This window comes from Roseovarius roseus (genome assembly GCF_043355935.2).
In the GTDB taxonomy this organism is placed as follows: Bacteria; Pseudomonadota; Alphaproteobacteria; order Rhodobacterales; family Rhodobacteraceae; genus Roseovarius; species Roseovarius roseus.
Map to the genome: position 1 here is coordinate 25,112 of NZ_JBHFPE020000017.1, position 15,504 is coordinate 40,615.

The following is a 15,504-nucleotide window of genomic DNA, read 5'->3' on the forward strand; positions in this document are numbered from 1 at the left end:
AAATGCGCAGCACAAAGACCATCCATGTCATCTCCGCCCATGCCGAGGGCGAGGTCGGCGATGTCATTGTCGGCGGTGTCGCCCCGCCGCCGGGGGACACCATCTGGGAGCAGAGCCGCTGGATCGCCGCTGACAATACCTTGCGCAATTTCGTTCTGAACGAGCCGCGCGGCGGCGTCTTTCGCCATGTCAATCTGCTGGTCCCGCCCAAGCATCCGGAGGCGAACGCGGCCTTCATCATCATGGAGCCTGAGGACACGCCCCCCATGTCCGGGTCCAACTCGATCTGCGTCGCCACCGTCCTTCTGGACAGCGGTATCATCCCGATGACCGAGCCTGTGACAGAGATGCTGCTGGAGGCGCCGGGCGGTCTGGTCAAGGTGCGTGCTGAATGCAGCTACGGCAAGGCGCAGCGCATCCATGTGCAAAACCTGCCCAGCTTTGCCGCGCAGCTGGATGCGCAGCTTGAGGTCGCGGGCCTAGGCACGTTTACGGTCGACACGGCCTATGGCGGCGACAGCTTCGTCTTTGTCGATGCCGCGGCATTGGGATTTTCGCTGGTGCCCGAGGAGGCGCACGCTCTGGCAAAGCTGGGGGTGCAGATCACGGCGGCGGCGAATGAGCAGCTGGGATTTCATCATCCGGATAATCCCGACTGGCGCCATATCTCGTTCTGCCTCTTCGCCGGACCGGTCACGCGCGAGGGCAGCGCCCTGCGCGCCGGGGCCGCCGTGGCGGTGCGGCCAGGCAAGATCGACCGCTCGCCCACCGGGACGGCGCTTAGCGCGCGGATGGCGGTGCTGGCCGCAAGAGGCCAGATGGCGATGAGGGATACGCTGACGGCAGTGTCGCTGATCGGCTCGACCTTCGCAGGACAGATCGTGGGCCAAACCACCGTGGGCGGTAAGCCTGCCATCCTGCCGGAGCTTTCGGGGCGCGGCTGGATCACCGGCACGCATCAGCACATGCTGGACCCCGAGGATCCCTGGCCCGAAGGGTATCGTCTGTCGGATACCTGGGGGGCGCGCTAAAGCGCGAAGCTGCCGAAGGGAATGTAGCGCACCGGATCGCCCGGCGCGATTTCCGCGGCGCTATCGGGTAGCTCAACCAGTCCATCGGCCCAGCTGAGGCTGCTGACGCGGCCCGAGCCTTCGGAGCGGAACACCTCGGCGCGCCCCTCGCGGATGCGCGCGCGCAGATATTCCCGGCGGCCGGGTTTCTTGGACTTGGCGAAGCCGGCGGGGACGTGAAATCCCTGCGGCGCGCTCCATCCTGCGCCTGCGAGCAGGCCGAGGGCCGGGCGCGCGAAGATCAGCGTGCAGACCAGCGCCGCCACCGGATTGCCCGGCAGGCCGAAGACCGGCGCGCCCCGCCATAGCCCCAAGGCCAAGGGCCGCCCCGGTTTCAGCGCGATGCGCCATTCCCGCATCGCGCCCGCCTCGCGCAGAAGGGCCGAGACGTGGTCCTCATCCCCCGCCGACGCGCCGCCCGAGGTGAGGATGACATCCGCGCGGCCCGCCGCATCATCGAGCGCGGCGCGCAGGGTGGCGCGGTCATCGCGAATGCGGCCCATATCAATGCCCTCCATCCCCCAGCGCGCGATCTGCGCCAGCAGCATGGGGCGGTTTGCGTCGAATATCTGCCCGGCTTTGGCGTCACCGCCAGCCTCGATCAGCTCGTCTCCGGTGGAGATCACTGCAACTCGCAGCCGGTCATAGACCGCCACTTCGCCGATGCCGACAGAGGCCAGCAGCGCCAGATCGGCGGGGGTCAGCACGCGGCCCTCGGGCAGCACCTCGGCGCCCTCGTCCATATCCTCGCCCGCGCGGCGCGTATTCGCGCCGGGTTTGATACCTGCGCGAAAGGCGATCTGGCCCTCGCCCTGCCGCGTGTCTTCCTCCAGGATGACGGTGTCGACGCCTGCGGGCAGGATCGCGCCGGTCAGGATGCGCAGGGCGTGGCCCGCAGGCAGGGTACCGTCATAAGGCGCACCCGCCGCCGCGCGGCCCTCGGCCAGCGGCATCACCGGATCGCCCGGCGGCAGGGAGGCATGGGCAAAGCCATAGCCATCCACCGCCGAATTGGCGTGCGGCGGGCTGGCGCGGCGCGCGGTCACCGGCGCGGCAAGGATGCGGCCAGCGGCCCCCGTCACGGGGCAGGGGCCGCTGCGGACAACGCGGTGCAACCCGGCATGCAGCGCGGCCAGCGCCTCGTCCACCGGTGTCCAGTCGGTGCCGGCAGGCATGGCAAAGCAATCATCGTGCAGGGGCGGCGGGGCTGGCGACGCGCTGCCTTCGCCCTTCGCCAGCGCCGTCATCTCTGCGGCGTGGCCGGCGCCGAGGATCCAGGCCTCCTCTTGCGCATCCCGGGGCAGGTTCGACATCAGCGCGCCCAGCCGGTCCTCGGGCATGCTCGCCAGCGCGCGCGACAGCAGATCCACCTGCACCGCATCGCGGATCTGGCTGGGGCGTTCGGCCATGGCGGTGCGCACCGCAGGCTCGATCAGGCCGGGCCATATCTCGGCCAGCACGACATCCGCCTCCTGCCACGGCTCGAACGGCCAGACGGCGACGCCGGGCAGACGGCGCAGCCGCCAGAGCATGGGCAGCCCCATCAGGACTTGGCTGCCAACCGTTGGAGGATAGAAAAGCTGAAAACAACTGCTCGCCGCGTTGGCCTCACGATCGCAGGCGCGTTTCTCGGGGATCGTGTCATACACGATCCCCTCCCTGCGATAGGGCACGCCCGGCCAGCGATCACGGTGCGATTTGCCCCAGAATGGCCCTAGTCCATCGAACATCGCGTTCAGCGTCTCGGCCACCTCGAACCTGTTGTTCTCGCCCTCGTCGCTGTCGGTGATCTGATCGGCCAGCCAATCCCACAAATGCAGCGGATCATCCCCGCCGGTCACCCGCCGCGCGAAGCCGCGCGGATAGCCGAAGGGAAAATCGAACCCCGCCAGCAGGCGGCGCCCGGCGACGCGCTCGGCCTCGATGATCGCTTTGATGCGCGCCTCGGCCTCGGTCCGCGTCCGGCAATAAATCGGCTCCTGCGGAGCGCCGTCCTGCACGAATCCCATCCAGATCGCATCCTTGGACGGGCGGGCGGGCGGGCGCGTGCTCGCTGCGGACCAGTCGACTATCAGGATGCTGTCGAAGCCGCTCACAACCCCACCTCGCGCAGGATGAAATCGGCGATGGCGCGCGTGTCGTCGAGGTCCATGACAGGGCAGGGCGCGTCTATCGCGCAGTCAGCGGCCACGGCGCGGATGCTGGGATCATCCGGCGCGATCAGGGGGTTGCCGGCCTCGGCGCGATAGGCTTCGACCTTGGGGTGGAGCGCCCGCTTGTAGCCCTCGATCAGCACCAGATCGACGGGCGAGAGGCGGGCCAGCAGCACATCCAGTTCCGGCTCGGGCGCGCCGCGCAGCTCCTGCATGATCGCGATGCGGTGCCCCGAGGCCAGCAGCACCTCCTGCGCGCCCGCCGCGCGGTGGCGATAGCTGTCGCGGCCCGGCTGATCGACGTCGAAGCTGTGATGCGCGTGCTTGATGGTTGAGACGCTATGCCCGCGCGCGGTAATCTCAGCCACCAGCCGCTCCATCAGGCCGGTCTTGCCCGCGTTTTTCCAGCCGGTGACGCCGTAGACCTTCATTCGGCCCGCTCCTGCGCGCGGGCCAGATCCTCGGGTGTGTTGACGTTGAAAAAGGGATCGCCGTCCTCCGGGAACATTGCCGCCTTCGCCCCATGCGCATCAGTCCACTGAACTACCTTGCGCAGGCCGCCCATGAGCGCGGCGCGCAGATCATCGCGCAGCGCGACGGGCCAGAGGCCGAAGGTCGGGTGCCGCCCGTCCGGCGTCGCCGCCAGAGCCAGTGGCGCCTCCATCCCCTCGGCGGCCAGCAACAGGCGCGGCACCAGATCACAGGGGAAGAACGGCGTGTCGGCGGCAACGGAAACGACCGTTTCCGCGCCCTGCTGCGCGGCCCAGTCCATGCCTGCCAGAACGCCCGCCAAGGGGCCGACATAGCCCTCGACCGGATCGGCCAGGACCGGCAGGCCGAAGCGGTCCAGCCGCGCCGGATCGCCATTGGCGTTAAGCGCCACCGCGGCCACCTGCGGTGTGACCCGCTGGATCACGTGGTCGAGCAAGGTCGTGCCGCCCAGCGGCAAGAGCCCCTTGTCGCCGCCGCCCATGCGGGTGGCCAAGCCACCTGCGAGGATGATCGCATAGGGTTGTTTCATTGCTCTTCCTCCGCGCCTGCCCCCCTGCGCCGATGCTTGCCGTCCTCTTCGGCCACATGCGCGGGATCGGCGTCGCGCAAGAGGCGCTCTTCGCCCGAAAGGCAGACGAAGCGGCGCCCGCGCATCCGACCGATCAGCGTGAGGCCAACCTGCCGTGCGATCTCGACCCCCCAGGCGGTAAAGCCCGAGCGCGAGGCGAGCACCGGGATGCCCATCAGCGCAGTCTTGATCACCATTTCGGAGGTCAGCCGTCCGGTGGTGTAAAGTATCTTGCCCTCGGGCCCCACGCCTTCCGACAGCATCCAGCCCGCGATCTTGTCGACCGCGTTATGGCGCCCGACATCCTCCATGTAGACCAGCGGGTGGTCCCCTTCGCAGAGGACCGTGCCATGGATCGCGCCCGTCTCGAGATAAAGGCTGGGCGTCGTATTGATGACATGCGCGAGGGCGTAGAGATGCGAGGTGCGCACCTGCGCGCCGGGTAATGTCACGCCCTCCAGCCCCTCCATCATGTCGCCAAAAACGGTGCCGACGGCGCAGCCACTGGTGCGGGTCTTCTTCTTCAGCTTGTCCTCATAGGTCGTGCGCCCGTCGGTGCGCACGACCACTGTTTCAAGCTCGTCGTCGTAATCGACGCGCAGCACGGCCTCGCCATCCTTCAGCATCCCCTGATTGCGCAGAAATCCCAGCGCCAGGTATTCGGGGTAATCCCCGATGGTCATGGCGGTCACGATTTCCTGCGCGTTGAGGAATATCGTCAGCGGGCGTTCCTCGACCACATTGATCGTCTGGGCGCGCCCCTCGTGATCTGTGCCCTTGACGGCGCGCGTCAGGCCCGGCGCTGCGGGCGAGGGGGCAATGATGTAGGGGCTGTCATCGGGCGGGGGCAATTGCATCTCCTTGGCTGGGCGGCTAAGCCCGCGGTATCGGCGCCTTTTCCGCAGCGCCATCACCATGCGGGGGCGCTCAGGTCATGACTCCACAAAGCACCAAATCCACCTACTGGCAAGGCGTGGGCGCCGGGGCGCCGTTCATCCTCGTGCTGGTTCCTTTCGCGCTGCTCTTCGGCGTCGTGGCGACCGAGGCGGGTTTGACGCTGATCGAGACGTTTTCCTTCTCGATCCTGGTGGTCGCGGGTGCGGCGCAGTTTACCGCGGTCCAGCTTCTGACCGAGCACGCGCCGACGATCATCGTCGTGGTCACGGCGCTGGCGGTCAACTTGCGGATGGCGATGTATTCGGCCTCGCTGACGCCCCATCTGGGCGAGGCGCCTTTGGGCATGCGCGCGCTGGTGGCCTATTGCATGGTCGATCAGGCATACGCGAGCGCCATCCTCGCCTATGAAAAGCACCCCGGCTGGAGCGTGCGGCAGAAGATCGCCTTCTATTTCGGAGCGGTCACTCCCCTCATGCCGCTCTGGCTGCTCTTCACGGTTATCGGCGCGCTGGTGGGTGGACGTATCCCACCGGAGTTCGCGCTGGATTTCGCGGTGCCGATCACGTTTCTCGCGATGATCGCGCCCATGCTGCGCACTCTGGCCCATGTGGCGGCGGCGCTCACCTCCATCGCCGTCGCGCTGCTGCTGGCTTTCGTGCCCTATAGCATGGGCCTTCTGGTGGCAGGCGTGGTGGGCATGATGGCGGGCGCGCAGGTTGAGCTGATGATGACCCGCCGGCAGGCTGAGCCATGAGGGATATCGCCACGCTCGACATCTGGATCACGATCATCTGCCTCGGCCTCGGTAGCTATGGGCTGCGCTTCATCTTCCTTGGTCTCATCGGGGATCGGCCGCTTCCCGCGTGGATCCTGCGTCATCTGCGCTATACTGCCGTCGCTGTTCTGCCGGGGCTGGTCGCGCCCATGGTGGTCTGGCCGCCCGCGACTGGGGGTGCGCTTGACCTGCCGCGCATGACGGCGGCCTGCGCCACGGTCCTTGTCGGGCTTGCCACGCGCAACGTGGTTGCAGCGATCCTGGCCGGAGCCGCCGCGCTTTACGGCATGCTCTATCTTCTGGGCTAGGCGCTGCACCAAAAGAGACGAGTGCCTTCGGCGAGGATATTTTCAGCAAGAAGAAAAACCGGCCCATTCTTCTTGCTGAAAATATCCTGGGGTCCGGGGCGAAGCCCGGAAGTTCCGATGGCTTGTATAGAAAAAAAGGGCGCGCCGCTCGGCACGCCCTTGTCATTTTCCGAAGTCTTCAAGACTCAGCCGATGGCCGCCGCTTTTACGTCCTGGTCGATATGCGGCAGGTATTGCTCGAAGTTTTCCGCGAACATCTTGACCAGTTTGGCGGCCTGCCGGTCGTAGCTGTCGGGCTTGTCCCAAGTGCGGCGCGGGTCCAGCAGGACGGTGGGCACGCCGGGCGCATCGATCGGCACTTCAAATCCGAAATTGGCATCTGTCCGGAACTCCACATCCCCCAGCGAGCCGTCGAGCGCTGCGGTCAGCAAGGCGCGCGTCGCCTTGATCGGCATGCGCGAGCCGGTGCCGTAGGCGCCGCCCGTCCAGCCGGTATTGACCAGCCAGCAGGTCGCGCCGTGCTTGGCGATCTTCTGGCGCAGGAGGTTGCCGTAAACCTCAGGGCGGCGCGGCATGAAGGGGGCGCCGAAGCAGGTCGAGAAGGTCGGCTCGGGTTCGGTGACACCACGCTCGGTGCCGGCGACCTTGGAGGTGAAGCCGGACAGGAAATGATACATCGCTTGGGCCGGTGTCAGCCGTGCGATGGGCGGCAGCACGCCGAACGCATCGCAGGTCAGCATGATGATGTTCTTGGGGTGCCCGCCGATGGCCGTTTGGCTGGCGTTCGAGATATATTCCAGCGGGTAGGCGCAGCGCATGTTTGCGGTCAGGCTGTCGTCGTCGAAATCGAGTTCCTTCGTCTCTTCGTCATAGACCATGTTCTCGATCACGGTGCCGAATTTCGACGTGGTCGCATAGATCTCGGGCTCGGCCTCGGGGTCGAGGTTGATCGTCTTGGCATAGCAGCCGCCCTCAAAGTTGAAGGTGCCGCGATCCGACCAGCCATGCTCGTCATCGCCGATCAGCGTGCGGTCCGGGTCTGCCGACAGGGTCGTCTTGCCGGTGCCCGAGAGGCCAAAGAAGATGGCCGTATCCACCGGGTTGCCCTTGGCGTGGTTGGCCGAGCAATGCATCGGCATAACGTCTTTCTCGGGCAGCAGGTAGTTCAGCAGGCTGAAGACCGATTTCTTGTTCTCGCCCGCGTATTCCGTGCCGCCAATCAGGATGATCTTGCGGTCGAAATTCATCGCGATCACAGTTTCGCTGCGGCAGTCATGCCTAGCCGGGTCAGCCTGGAAGCTGGGGCAGTTGATGACCGTGAAATCGGCGATGAAATTGTCCAGCGCCTCACGCTCGGGGCGGCGCAGCAGGTGGCGGATGAAAAGGCCATGCCAAGCAAGTTCGGTCACCATGCGCACCTTGATCGCATAGGCCGGGTCCGCGCCGCCGACGAGGTCCTGCACATAGTAGGTGCCGCCCTTCATATGCGTCAGCATGTCGTCATAGAGCGCATCGAACCCTTCGGGCGACATGGCGGCGTTGTTGTCCCACCAGATGCTGTCCTTGACGCTTTCGGTGGCGACCACGTGCTTGTCCTGCGGCGAGCGGCCCGTGAATTTTCCGGTCGAGACAAGAAAGGCGCCGCCGCGGCCCAGCTTACCCTCGCCGTTCTTCAGCGCGGCCTCGATCAGGGCAGGTTCGATCAGATTGTAGTGGACGCTGTCCAGCCCATCGATCCCCTGATCCTCAAGGCGGAATTTCGGGTTTACCCGTCCCAATGTCATGACAGTCTCTCTCCGATATCTGGTCCTGGCCGCTCTTGGGGTGCACTGCGCAGAGACCGATTGATCGGAATTCGCGGGCGCCCACCGATGGCTCGCGCGTTTCTTAGCATGCGGTTTCAGGGATTGAACAGGCGGCTTTGCACGCGTTAGCGCAACCAAATGCCCGTTAGCGCAATCGCGCCCATCCCGGAGCATTTTGCACAAATCATGCGCAGAACGGACCCAAAAAGTGAGTCATATTAGCCATTGGTTATGAAAAACGCCTTCAAATGGAGGGTGAAAAGGGTGTGATTCGCGAATTGGGATTGATCGCCTTGCGCAAAGAACGGCATACTGATGAAAAAAATCAGGCAATCTGAGCAGTACAAGGAATAGCTACATGTCCAAAATCGCCCTTGTGGACGATGACAGGAATATTCTGACATCCGTTTCCATGACTCTCGAGGCCGAAGGCTTCGAGGTTGAGACTTATAATGACGGCCAGCAGGCCTTTGATGCATTTTCCAAGAAGCTTCCGGACATGGCCGTGCTCGACATCAAGATGCCGCGCATGGACGGGATGGACCTACTTCAGCGGCTGCGCCAGAAATCGCAGATGCCGGTGATCTTCCTTACCTCCAAGGATGATGAGATCGACGAGGTGCTGGGCCTGCGCATGGGCGCCGATGATTATGTGAAAAAGCCGTTTTCGCAACGCCTTCTGGTCGAGCGGATCCGCGCACTCCTGCGCCGTCAGGACGCGCTTGACGGCAATGTGACTGCTGTCGATGCCGAAGAGGGCAAGGTGATCGAGCGCGGCGAGCTGCGCATGGATCCGCTGCGTCACGCGGTGGCGTGGAAGGGCTCGGACGTTTCGCTGACCGTCACGGAATTTCTGTTGCTTCAGGCGCTGGCGCAGCGACCCGGCTTCGTCAAGAGCAGGGATCAGCTGATGGATGTGGCTTATGACGATCAGGTCTATGTCGACGACCGCACGATCGACAGCCATATCAAGCGTCTGCGCAAGAAGTTGCGTCAGGTCGATCCGGAATTCTCCGCGATTGAGACGCTCTACGGCATCGGTTACAGATATAACGAAGAATAAACGTGACTCTGGCCGAGGGGATTAACGTGCGCGATGCGGCACCGGGACGGGATGGCGACGTGGTTCTCGGCGAAGATTTCGTCGCGCCGGATAACGTTGTCGAGGATGAGCTGCGTCAGCGCCGGGCGCGACGCGGCTTCTTCTCGCTGCGCGAGTCGCCTCTGGCGCGCAAGATCATCATCTTCAACCTGATCGCGCTGAACATTCTTGTTGCCGGCATTCTCTATCTTAACTCGTCGCGCGACGGGCTTGCCCTGCAACGGATGAGCGGCCTCGTCGGTGAGGCCGAACTGGTCGCGAACGTCTTCGAAGTGCAGATGCCTGCGCGCTCTCCCGTCAACCTCATTACCGGGGACGGCGTCGATGTGGATGCAACCCTGTCACGGCTGGATGTTCAGCGCGGGGCCGAAGTGTTCGTTTTTGACACGGCGGGCGCGCTGGCGGGCCGCATGACCGGCACGGCGGATCGCCCGGCCACCTCTGCCGAGGGGCAGCCGACGCTGATCACCGACGCGCTGGGGCGGCTCTGGGATTGGCTGTCAACGCCCTTTACTCCCGGGCAGGGCGCCATTGTCCCTAACCTGGAAGAAATCGCGCGCGCGCAGGTGAATGCGGCGCTGCAAAATGGCACGCAGGTCACCACTGCGGAGGTCGATGGTGGCGCGGTTTTCGTGATCTCGACCCCGATCCTGCAGGATGGGAGCGCCGTGGGCGCCGTGTCGATGATCAGCGCGACCGGCGAGATTGACTATCTGGTCATGTCCGAGCGCGAGCGTATCCTGCAAATGTTCCTGATCGCCACGCTCGTCTCCATCGGTCTCAGCCTGATCCTGGCCTCAACCATCGCGCACCCTCTGGCCGATCTGGCCGCCGCCGCCGAGATCGGCGGCGCGCGAAACCGTGGCAAACAGGGAAGCGGGCGCATTCGAATTCCCGATCTGACCGCCCGCCCAGATGAGATCGGGCGCCTGTCCGGCGCGCTGCGCGGTATGGTTGCTGCGCTCTACAACCGCATCGACGGGAACGAGCAGTTTGCGGCCGATGTCGCCCATGAGATCAAGAACCCCCTTGCCAGCCTGCGCAGCGCCGTGGGCACCATGCGCGTGGCCAAGCGGGACGATCAGCGCGAAAAGCTGCTGGATGTCATCGACCACGATGTGCGCCGCCTCGACCGGCTCGTCAGCGACATCTCGAATGCGTCGCGTCTCGACAGCGAATTGGTCAAGGAAGAGGAAGAGCCGTTCGACCTGCTCACCATGATGCGCAACCTTGGCGAATATCTGGGGCAGCAGGCGGGCGAAAAGGGTATCGAATTCATCACCGATTTCCCCAGCCAGCCAATCGTCATCAACGGCCTCGAGGCGCGTCTGGCGCAGGTTTTTGTCAACCTGATCTCGAACGCGACCAGCTTCTGCGAAGAAGGTGACGCGATCCGGATCTGGGCGCGCCGCCGCGAGAACCGCGTGCTGATCGTTGTCGAGGATACCGGCCCCGGCATTCCCGATCAGGCGCTGACCAAGATCTTCCAGCGGTTCTACTCGCAGCGGAGCGCCAAGGATTTCGGCAATAATTCCGGCCTTGGCCTTGCGATCTCCAAGCAGATCGTCGAGGCGCATGGCGGCGTGATCTGGGCCGAGAATATCCGCCCGACGGACGCGGATATCACCTCGGACCCGCTTGGCGCGCGGTTTGTCGTCGGCCTGCCGGTCTAAGCCGGTGTCCGCCGATCCGCCGGGGATGCAAATTCTGCACGCCTCAAGCGTCGCGGTTGCGGGCCGCGCCGTGTTGATCAGAGGCGCGTCCGGCGCGGGCAAGTCGTCTCTGGCACTGCAACTCATCGCAATGGGCGGCGTGCTTGTCTCAGATGATCGAAGCTGCGCCTGGTGCCAGGGCGGCGCTCTCATGCTGGATGCGCCCCCGGCCATCCGGGGCCGGATCGAGGCGCGCGGCGTGGGAATTCTGAAGACGCCCGCTTCGGGGCCGACACCCGCGGCGCTGCTTGTCAATCTGGAACTTGCGGAGGCGCCGCGCCTGCCACCCGATGAGACGGAGACAATTCTGGGCGTGAGCCTGCCCCTTGTGCGGGGCAGTGCCGCAGGCCATTTTCCGGCTGCTGTTTACCTCTATCTGTTGCATGGACGCGCTGCATGAGGACGTGGGTATGAGTGAGGACGGCACATCGACACCGCATGGCACGCCGCCGCCGCTGGTTCTGGTGACGGGTCCCTCGGGCGCGGGCCGCAGCACGGCGATCCGCGCGCTGGAGGATATGGGCTACGAGGCCATCGACAACCTTCCGCTCAGCCTTCTGCCCCGGTTGCTGAGCGCGCCGAGCGGTGTAAGCGCCTCGCCGGACCGGCCCATGGCCCTCGGCGTCGATCCTCGCAACCGCGACTTTTCGGCTGCGGCGTTGGTCGATGCGGTCGATCAGCTTGCGGCCGGCGGTGACCTGCATGTACAGCTCCTCTTCGTGGATTGCCGCCCGGATGTGCTGCTGCGCCGCTTTTCCGAGACGCGACGCCGTCATCCCCTGGCCCCCGCCGAGAGCGCGCAGATCGGCATCGCGCGCGAACTGGACCTGCTGCGCGCCGTGCGCACCCGCGCCGATATCCTGATCGACACGTCAGAGCTCAGCCCGCAAGAGCTGCGCGCGGAGCTGGAGCAATGGATCAGCCCCGGCCGTGCTGCGCGGCTGGCCGTCTCGGTCCATTCCTTTTCCTACAAGCGCGGACTGCCGCGCGGTGTCGACATGGTCTTCGATTGCCGGTTTCTGAAGAACCCGTATTGGGACCCCGGCCTGCGCGCGCTCGATGGCAGGGCGCCAGAAGTGGCGCGCTACGTCTCCGCCGATCCGCGGTTCGAGGCGTTTCATGCCCAGCTGGGCCAGATGATGGATCTGCTCCTGCCGGCCTTCGAGGCTGAGGGGAAGTCATACCTCTCGATCGCATTGGGATGCACCGGCGGCCAGCATCGTTCGGTTGCCATGGCGGAAACTTTGGCGCGCACCCTTGCAGAACGGGGGTGGCAGGTGTCAACTAGGCACCGAGAGCTTGAGCGCCGGGCCAGCGACACGTAACCGTCGCGGGCCGGCGCGGATAGATAAGGATAACAAGGCGTTGATCGGGATCGTCATCGTAGCGCACGGCGGGCTGGCGCGGGAATATCTGGCCGCGATCGAGCATGTCGTCGGGCCTCAGCAGGGCATTCGCGCCATCTCGGTCGAAAGCGGCGATGACCGCGAAGCCAAGACAGCCGAAATCAGTCAGGCGGCCCGAGACGTCGATCGCGGCGAGGGGGTGGCGGTTGTGACCGACATGTTCGGCGGATCGCCCTCCAACCTGTCGCTTCCCGCCTGCCGCAGCGGCGATCGCCGCATGCTCTATGGTGCGAACCTGCCGATGCTGATCAAGCTGGCGAAAAGCCGGGACAAGCCGCTGCCCGATGCCGTGCGCGACGCGCTCTATGCGGCTCGCAAATACATCGACAGCCAGAATATTTCAGTGGAAGAATAAGCCTATGTCCGCACCCGTGATGCGCAAACTCGAGATCGTCAACGTCAAGGGCCTGCATGCCCGCGCCTCGGCCAAGCTGGTTGAGGTGGTCGAAGGGTTCGACGCGTCTGCAGAGGTGTCCTATGATGGCCAATCGGCCAGCGGCGACAGCATCATGGGCCTTTTGATGTTGGCAGCCGCGATGGGAAGCACTATTGACGTCGAAACCCGCGGCCCGGATGCCGAGGCGCTGGCCGATGCGGTGGCCGCCTTGGTTGCAACCAGGTTCGGGGAAGACATGTAGCGCGCAACCGCGCGCCGAGCGACGGATTGGAACGGTCCAACTTGGCAATCGATCGACGCGACGAACGGCATCAGGCATCCGGCCAGGGCGGCGCGGAGGAGTCCGCGCATACCGCATCCGGCGATGCGACGATGACCTTTCCCAAATATGACAGGCGCAGCCTGACCTATTCCAATTCCTTCGATGCCCCGCTGACCGCCGCAACGATCCGGGGGATCGAATGGATGACCGGCAAGCTGTCGATCATCCGCATGATCCGCGATTTCGAGCGGCGCGGCGCGCCCACCGGTCAACCCTTCTGGCGCGCGTCGCTCGACACGATGGGGATCGATCTGCTGACCCCGCATGCCGAGCTTGAGAACATCCCGCTGACCGGGCCGGTCGTCGCGGTGGCAAACCACCCTCACGGTCTGGTCGATGGCATGATCCTGGCCGACCTGATCGGCAGACGCCGCACCGATTACAAGATCCTGACGCGCGCGCTGCTGACCGGTATCGACGAGGTGGCGGCCAGCTACATGATCCCCGTGCCCTTCCCGCACGAGCCGGACGCGCAGCGCAAATCGGTGGAGATGCGCGCCAACGCGATGGCGCATCTCAAGGAGGGCGGCCTGATCAGTGTCTTCCCGTCGGGCGTCGTTGCCTCATCCGACACAATGTTCGGCCCGGCCATCGAGCGCGAGTGGAACGTGTTCACCGCGCAGATGATCCGCCGCTCGGGGGCCAAGGTGGTGCCGATCTATTTCCCCGGCTCCAATAGCCGCTGGTATCAGATTGCCAACCGGCTATCGGCGACGCTTCGGCAGGGCCTTTTGCTGCATGAGGTTGTCCATAGCTGCAATCGCCCGCAAAAGCCTGTGGTTGGCGCCCCCGTCTCGGACGAGCGGATGGAGATGCTGGAGCGTGATCCGCGCGGGTTCATGACATGGCTGCGGGCGCATACCCTCTCCCTGGGAGAGGCGGGCGGCACGTAGCCTGCGATGGACCGCTCCGCGCGAGTACGCTATCAGATCCGAAACGCAATTCAGGCAAAGGCGCACGCATGTCAGGCCACGGCACCCCCATCCCAATGAGCTCGGCCAAATGTGGCCCGCTGACCGGCACCGCGGATGTGCCGGGCGACAAGTCCATCTCGCACCGTGCCCTGATCCTGGGCGCGATGGCCGTGGGAGAGACGCGGATCACCGGGCTGCTCGAAGGCGAGGATGTGCTTGACACCGCGCGCGCCATGCGGGCTTTCGGCGCCGAGGTCACTGATCATGGCGGCGGCGCATGGTCGGTGCACGGCGTCGGCGTGGGCGGCTTTGCCGAGCCACCCAACGTGATCGATTGCGGTAATTCGGGCACCGGCGTGCGCCTGATCATGGGGGCGATGGCGACCTCGCCGATCACGGCGACGTTCACGGGCGATGCCTCCCTCAACAAGCGCCCAATGGCGCGCGTGACCGATCCGCTGGCGCTTTTCGGAGCCCAGAGCTATGGCCGCACCGGAGGCCGCCTGCCCATGACCATCGTCGGCGCGGCCGAGCCCGTGCCGGTGCGCTATGCCACGCCGGTCCCCTCTGCACAGGTGAAATCTGCGGTCCTTTTGGCCGGACTCAATGCCCCCGGCGAGACGGTGGTGATCGAACGTGAGGCAACCCGCGACCATTCTGAACGGATGCTGGCGGGCTTCGGCGCAACGATCCGCACCGAGGATAGCAAGGAGGGCCGCGTCATCACCCTGACCGGCCAGCCCGAGCTGCGCGCCCAAGAGATCGACGTGCCGCGCGATCCCAGCTCGGCGGCCTTTCCCGTTTGCGCGGCGCTGATCGTGCCCGGATCGGACGTGCTGGTGCCCAATATCGGCCTCAACCCCACACGCGCCGGTCTCTTCACCACCCTGCGCGAAATGGGCGCGGACCTGACCTACGAGAATGAGCGCCTCGAGGGCGGCGAGCCTGTGGCGGATCTGCGCGCCCGCTATTCACCCGACCTTGAAGGGATCGAGGTAGATCCTGCCCGCGCCGCCTCGATGATCGACGAATACCCGGTGCTGTCGGTTGTCGCCGCCTTCGCGGCAGGCAAGACCGTGATGCGCGGCGTTGCTGAACTCCGCGTCAAGGAATCGGATCGGATCGAAGCCATGGCCACCGGCCTGCATGCAAACGGTGTCGAGGTGGAGGAGGGGCCGGATTGGTGGATCGTCCATGGCCGCGGCCATGGCAACGTGCCTGGCGGCGCCACCTGCGCCAGCCATCTCGACCACCGCATCGCCATGTCCTTCCTGATCCTCGGAATGGCCGCAAACGCGCCGGTATCGGTCGATGATGGGAGCCCGATCGCCACATCCTTCCCGATCTTCGAACCTCTGATGGACCGGCTTGGTGCAGAGATCAAGCGCGGCGCCTGATCGGCTTGAGTATTTGAACCAAGATGAAGCAGCAATTGCGCCCCTTTCTTTTTGCCGAAAATATCCCCGCCGGAGGCGCCGCAGTTTCAAAAGTGCAGGCATGAAAAAAGGTTGTGTCTCGATTCTGGTGGAAATTCTCCAGCGGCGTTCTCCGAGCATGCGGATTTGGGCCTGATCAGGCCGCGA

General features: G+C 65.1%; 16 protein-coding genes. 11 read left to right on the forward strand and 5 right to left on the reverse strand.

What is annotated here, in order from left to right; all coding sequences use genetic code 11:
• Nucleotides 1-2: 2 nt before the first annotated feature.
• The gene (locus ACEWPL_RS17200; RefSeq protein ID WP_393930721.1) at nt 3-1,031 is read left to right on the forward strand and encodes a trans-3-hydroxy-L-proline dehydratase; all 1,029 of its coding nucleotides are present in this window, start codon (nt 3-5) and stop codon (nt 1,029-1,031) included.
• Here ACEWPL_RS17200 and ACEWPL_RS17205 read toward each other — a convergent pair.
• From ACEWPL_RS17205 to ACEWPL_RS17220, 4 genes are read right to left on the reverse strand one after another with little or no spacing between them, the layout of a single operon-like run.
• The gene (locus ACEWPL_RS17205; RefSeq protein ID WP_393930723.1) at nt 1,028-3,166 is read right to left on the reverse strand and encodes a molybdopterin-binding protein; all 2,139 of its coding nucleotides are present in this window, start codon (nt 3,164-3,166) and stop codon (nt 1,028-1,030) included. The two genes, ACEWPL_RS17200 and ACEWPL_RS17205, sit on opposite strands and share 4 nt — an antisense overlap.
• Complete coding sequence (gene mobB / locus ACEWPL_RS17210; protein ID WP_393930725.1) at nt 3,163-3,654, reverse strand: molybdopterin-guanine dinucleotide biosynthesis protein B; 492 nt, start codon at nt 3,652-3,654, stop codon at nt 3,163-3,165. Before mobB ends, ACEWPL_RS17205 begins: the two co-directional genes overlap by 4 nt.
• On the reverse strand, nt 3,651-4,244 hold the full coding sequence (gene mobA / locus ACEWPL_RS17215) for a molybdenum cofactor guanylyltransferase MobA (protein WP_393930727.1): 594 nt from the start codon (nt 4,242-4,244) through the stop codon (nt 3,651-3,653). Before mobA ends, mobB begins: the two co-directional genes overlap by 4 nt.
• Nucleotides 4,241-5,140, reverse strand: coding sequence for a formate dehydrogenase accessory sulfurtransferase FdhD (locus ACEWPL_RS17220; protein ID WP_393930729.1), 900 nt, complete (start codon nt 5,138-5,140; stop codon nt 4,241-4,243). The genes mobA and ACEWPL_RS17220 overlap by 4 nt, the downstream gene beginning before the upstream one ends.
• 77 nt (nt 5,141-5,217) lie before the next feature.
• Here ACEWPL_RS17220 and ACEWPL_RS17225 point away from each other — a divergent pair, with 77 nt between their 5' ends.
• A complete protein-coding gene (locus ACEWPL_RS17225; RefSeq protein ID WP_393930731.1) occupies nt 5,218-5,934 on the forward strand; it encodes an AzlC family ABC transporter permease in 717 nt (238 codons plus the stop codon).
• Nucleotides 5,931-6,263 carry an AzlD domain-containing protein gene (locus ACEWPL_RS17230; RefSeq protein ID WP_393930733.1) on the forward strand — a complete coding sequence of 111 codons (333 nt, stop codon included), beginning with the start codon at nt 5,931-5,933 and terminating at the stop codon, nt 6,261-6,263. Before ACEWPL_RS17225 ends, ACEWPL_RS17230 begins: the two co-directional genes overlap by 4 nt.
• A 185-nt stretch (nt 6,264-6,448) precedes the next feature.
• Here ACEWPL_RS17230 and ACEWPL_RS17235 read toward each other — a convergent pair whose 3' ends face one another.
• Nucleotides 6,449-8,047, reverse strand: a complete 1,599-nt coding sequence (locus ACEWPL_RS17235; protein ID WP_393930735.1) for a phosphoenolpyruvate carboxykinase — start codon at nt 8,045-8,047, stop codon at nt 6,449-6,451.
• A 379-nt stretch (nt 8,048-8,426) separates the two neighbouring features.
• Between ACEWPL_RS17235 and ACEWPL_RS17240 the strand changes: the two genes are divergently transcribed.
• From ACEWPL_RS17240 to aroA, 8 genes are all read left to right on the forward strand, one after another.
• Nucleotides 8,427-9,131: a response regulator transcription factor gene (locus ACEWPL_RS17240; protein WP_393930737.1), complete on the forward strand. Its 705-nt coding sequence runs from the start codon at nt 8,427-8,429 to the stop codon at nt 9,129-9,131.
• A gap of 2 nt (nt 9,132-9,133) precedes the next feature.
• A complete protein-coding gene (locus ACEWPL_RS17245) occupies nt 9,134-10,843 on the forward strand; it encodes a sensor N-terminal transmembrane domain-containing protein (RefSeq protein WP_393930739.1) in 1,710 nt (569 codons plus the stop codon).
• 25 nt (nt 10,844-10,868) lie between these two features.
• Entirely contained in the window at nt 10,869-11,282 is a 414-nt protein-coding gene (locus ACEWPL_RS17250) for an HPr kinase/phosphorylase (RefSeq protein ID WP_393930749.1), read from the forward strand.
• 10 nt (nt 11,283-11,292) lie between these two features.
• Nucleotides 11,293-12,207 (forward strand): RNase adapter RapZ, encoded by a 915-nt coding sequence (rapZ, locus tag ACEWPL_RS17255; protein ID WP_393930741.1) that lies wholly within the window; start codon nt 11,293-11,295, stop codon nt 12,205-12,207.
• Nucleotides 12,208-12,247: 40 nt separating this feature from the next.
• Nucleotides 12,248-12,643 carry a PTS sugar transporter subunit IIA gene (locus tag ACEWPL_RS17260; RefSeq protein WP_393930743.1) on the forward strand — a complete coding sequence of 132 codons (396 nt, stop codon included), beginning with the start codon at nt 12,248-12,250 and terminating at the stop codon, nt 12,641-12,643.
• A 4-nt stretch (nt 12,644-12,647) separates the two neighbouring features.
• On the forward strand, nt 12,648-12,926 hold the full coding sequence (locus tag ACEWPL_RS17265) for an HPr family phosphocarrier protein (RefSeq protein WP_393930745.1): 279 nt from the start codon (nt 12,648-12,650) through the stop codon (nt 12,924-12,926).
• Nucleotides 12,927-13,057: 131 nt separating this feature from the next.
• Nucleotides 13,058-13,900, forward strand: coding sequence for a lysophospholipid acyltransferase family protein (locus ACEWPL_RS17270; RefSeq protein WP_393930751.1), 843 nt, complete (start codon nt 13,058-13,060; stop codon nt 13,898-13,900).
• Between the two features lie 68 nt (nt 13,901-13,968).
• The gene (gene aroA / locus ACEWPL_RS17275) at nt 13,969-15,318 is read left to right on the forward strand and encodes a 3-phosphoshikimate 1-carboxyvinyltransferase (RefSeq protein WP_393930747.1); all 1,350 of its coding nucleotides are present in this window, start codon (nt 13,969-13,971) and stop codon (nt 15,316-15,318) included.
• The last annotated feature ends 186 nt before the right edge of the window (nt 15,319-15,504 follow it).

What these genes read in the sequence shown, in the direction of transcription:
- ACEWPL_RS17200 (WP_393930721.1), top strand. Translation starts at nt 3, where the DNA reads ATGCGCAGCACAAAGACCATCCATGTCATCTCCGCCCATGCCGAGGGC.
- mobB (WP_393930725.1), bottom strand. Translation starts at nt 3,654, where the DNA reads ATGAAGGTCTACGGCGTCACCGGCTGGAAAAACGCGGGCAAGACCGGC.
- mobA (WP_393930727.1), bottom strand. Translation starts at nt 4,244, where the DNA reads ATGAAACAACCCTATGCGATCATCCTCGCAGGTGGCTTGGCCACCCGC.
- ACEWPL_RS17220 (WP_393930729.1), bottom strand. Translation starts at nt 5,140, where the DNA reads ATGCAATTGCCCCCGCCCGATGACAGCCCCTACATCATTGCCCCCTCG.
- ACEWPL_RS17225 (WP_393930731.1), top strand. Translation starts at nt 5,218, where the DNA reads ATGACTCCACAAAGCACCAAATCCACCTACTGGCAAGGCGTGGGCGCC.
- ACEWPL_RS17230 (WP_393930733.1), top strand. Translation starts at nt 5,931, where the DNA reads ATGAGGGATATCGCCACGCTCGACATCTGGATCACGATCATCTGCCTC.
- ACEWPL_RS17235 (WP_393930735.1), bottom strand. Translation starts at nt 8,047, where the DNA reads ATGACATTGGGACGGGTAAACCCGAAATTCCGCCTTGAGGATCAGGGG.
- ACEWPL_RS17240 (WP_393930737.1), top strand. Translation starts at nt 8,427, where the DNA reads ATGTCCAAAATCGCCCTTGTGGACGATGACAGGAATATTCTGACATCC.
- ACEWPL_RS17250 (WP_393930749.1), top strand. Translation starts at nt 10,869, where the DNA reads ATGCAAATTCTGCACGCCTCAAGCGTCGCGGTTGCGGGCCGCGCCGTG.
- rapZ (WP_393930741.1), top strand. Translation starts at nt 11,293, where the DNA reads ATGAGTGAGGACGGCACATCGACACCGCATGGCACGCCGCCGCCGCTG.
- ACEWPL_RS17265 (WP_393930745.1), top strand. Translation starts at nt 12,648, where the DNA reads ATGTCCGCACCCGTGATGCGCAAACTCGAGATCGTCAACGTCAAGGGC.
- ACEWPL_RS17270 (WP_393930751.1), top strand. Translation starts at nt 13,058, where the DNA reads ATGACCTTTCCCAAATATGACAGGCGCAGCCTGACCTATTCCAATTCC.
- aroA (WP_393930747.1), top strand. Translation starts at nt 13,969, where the DNA reads ATGTCAGGCCACGGCACCCCCATCCCAATGAGCTCGGCCAAATGTGGC.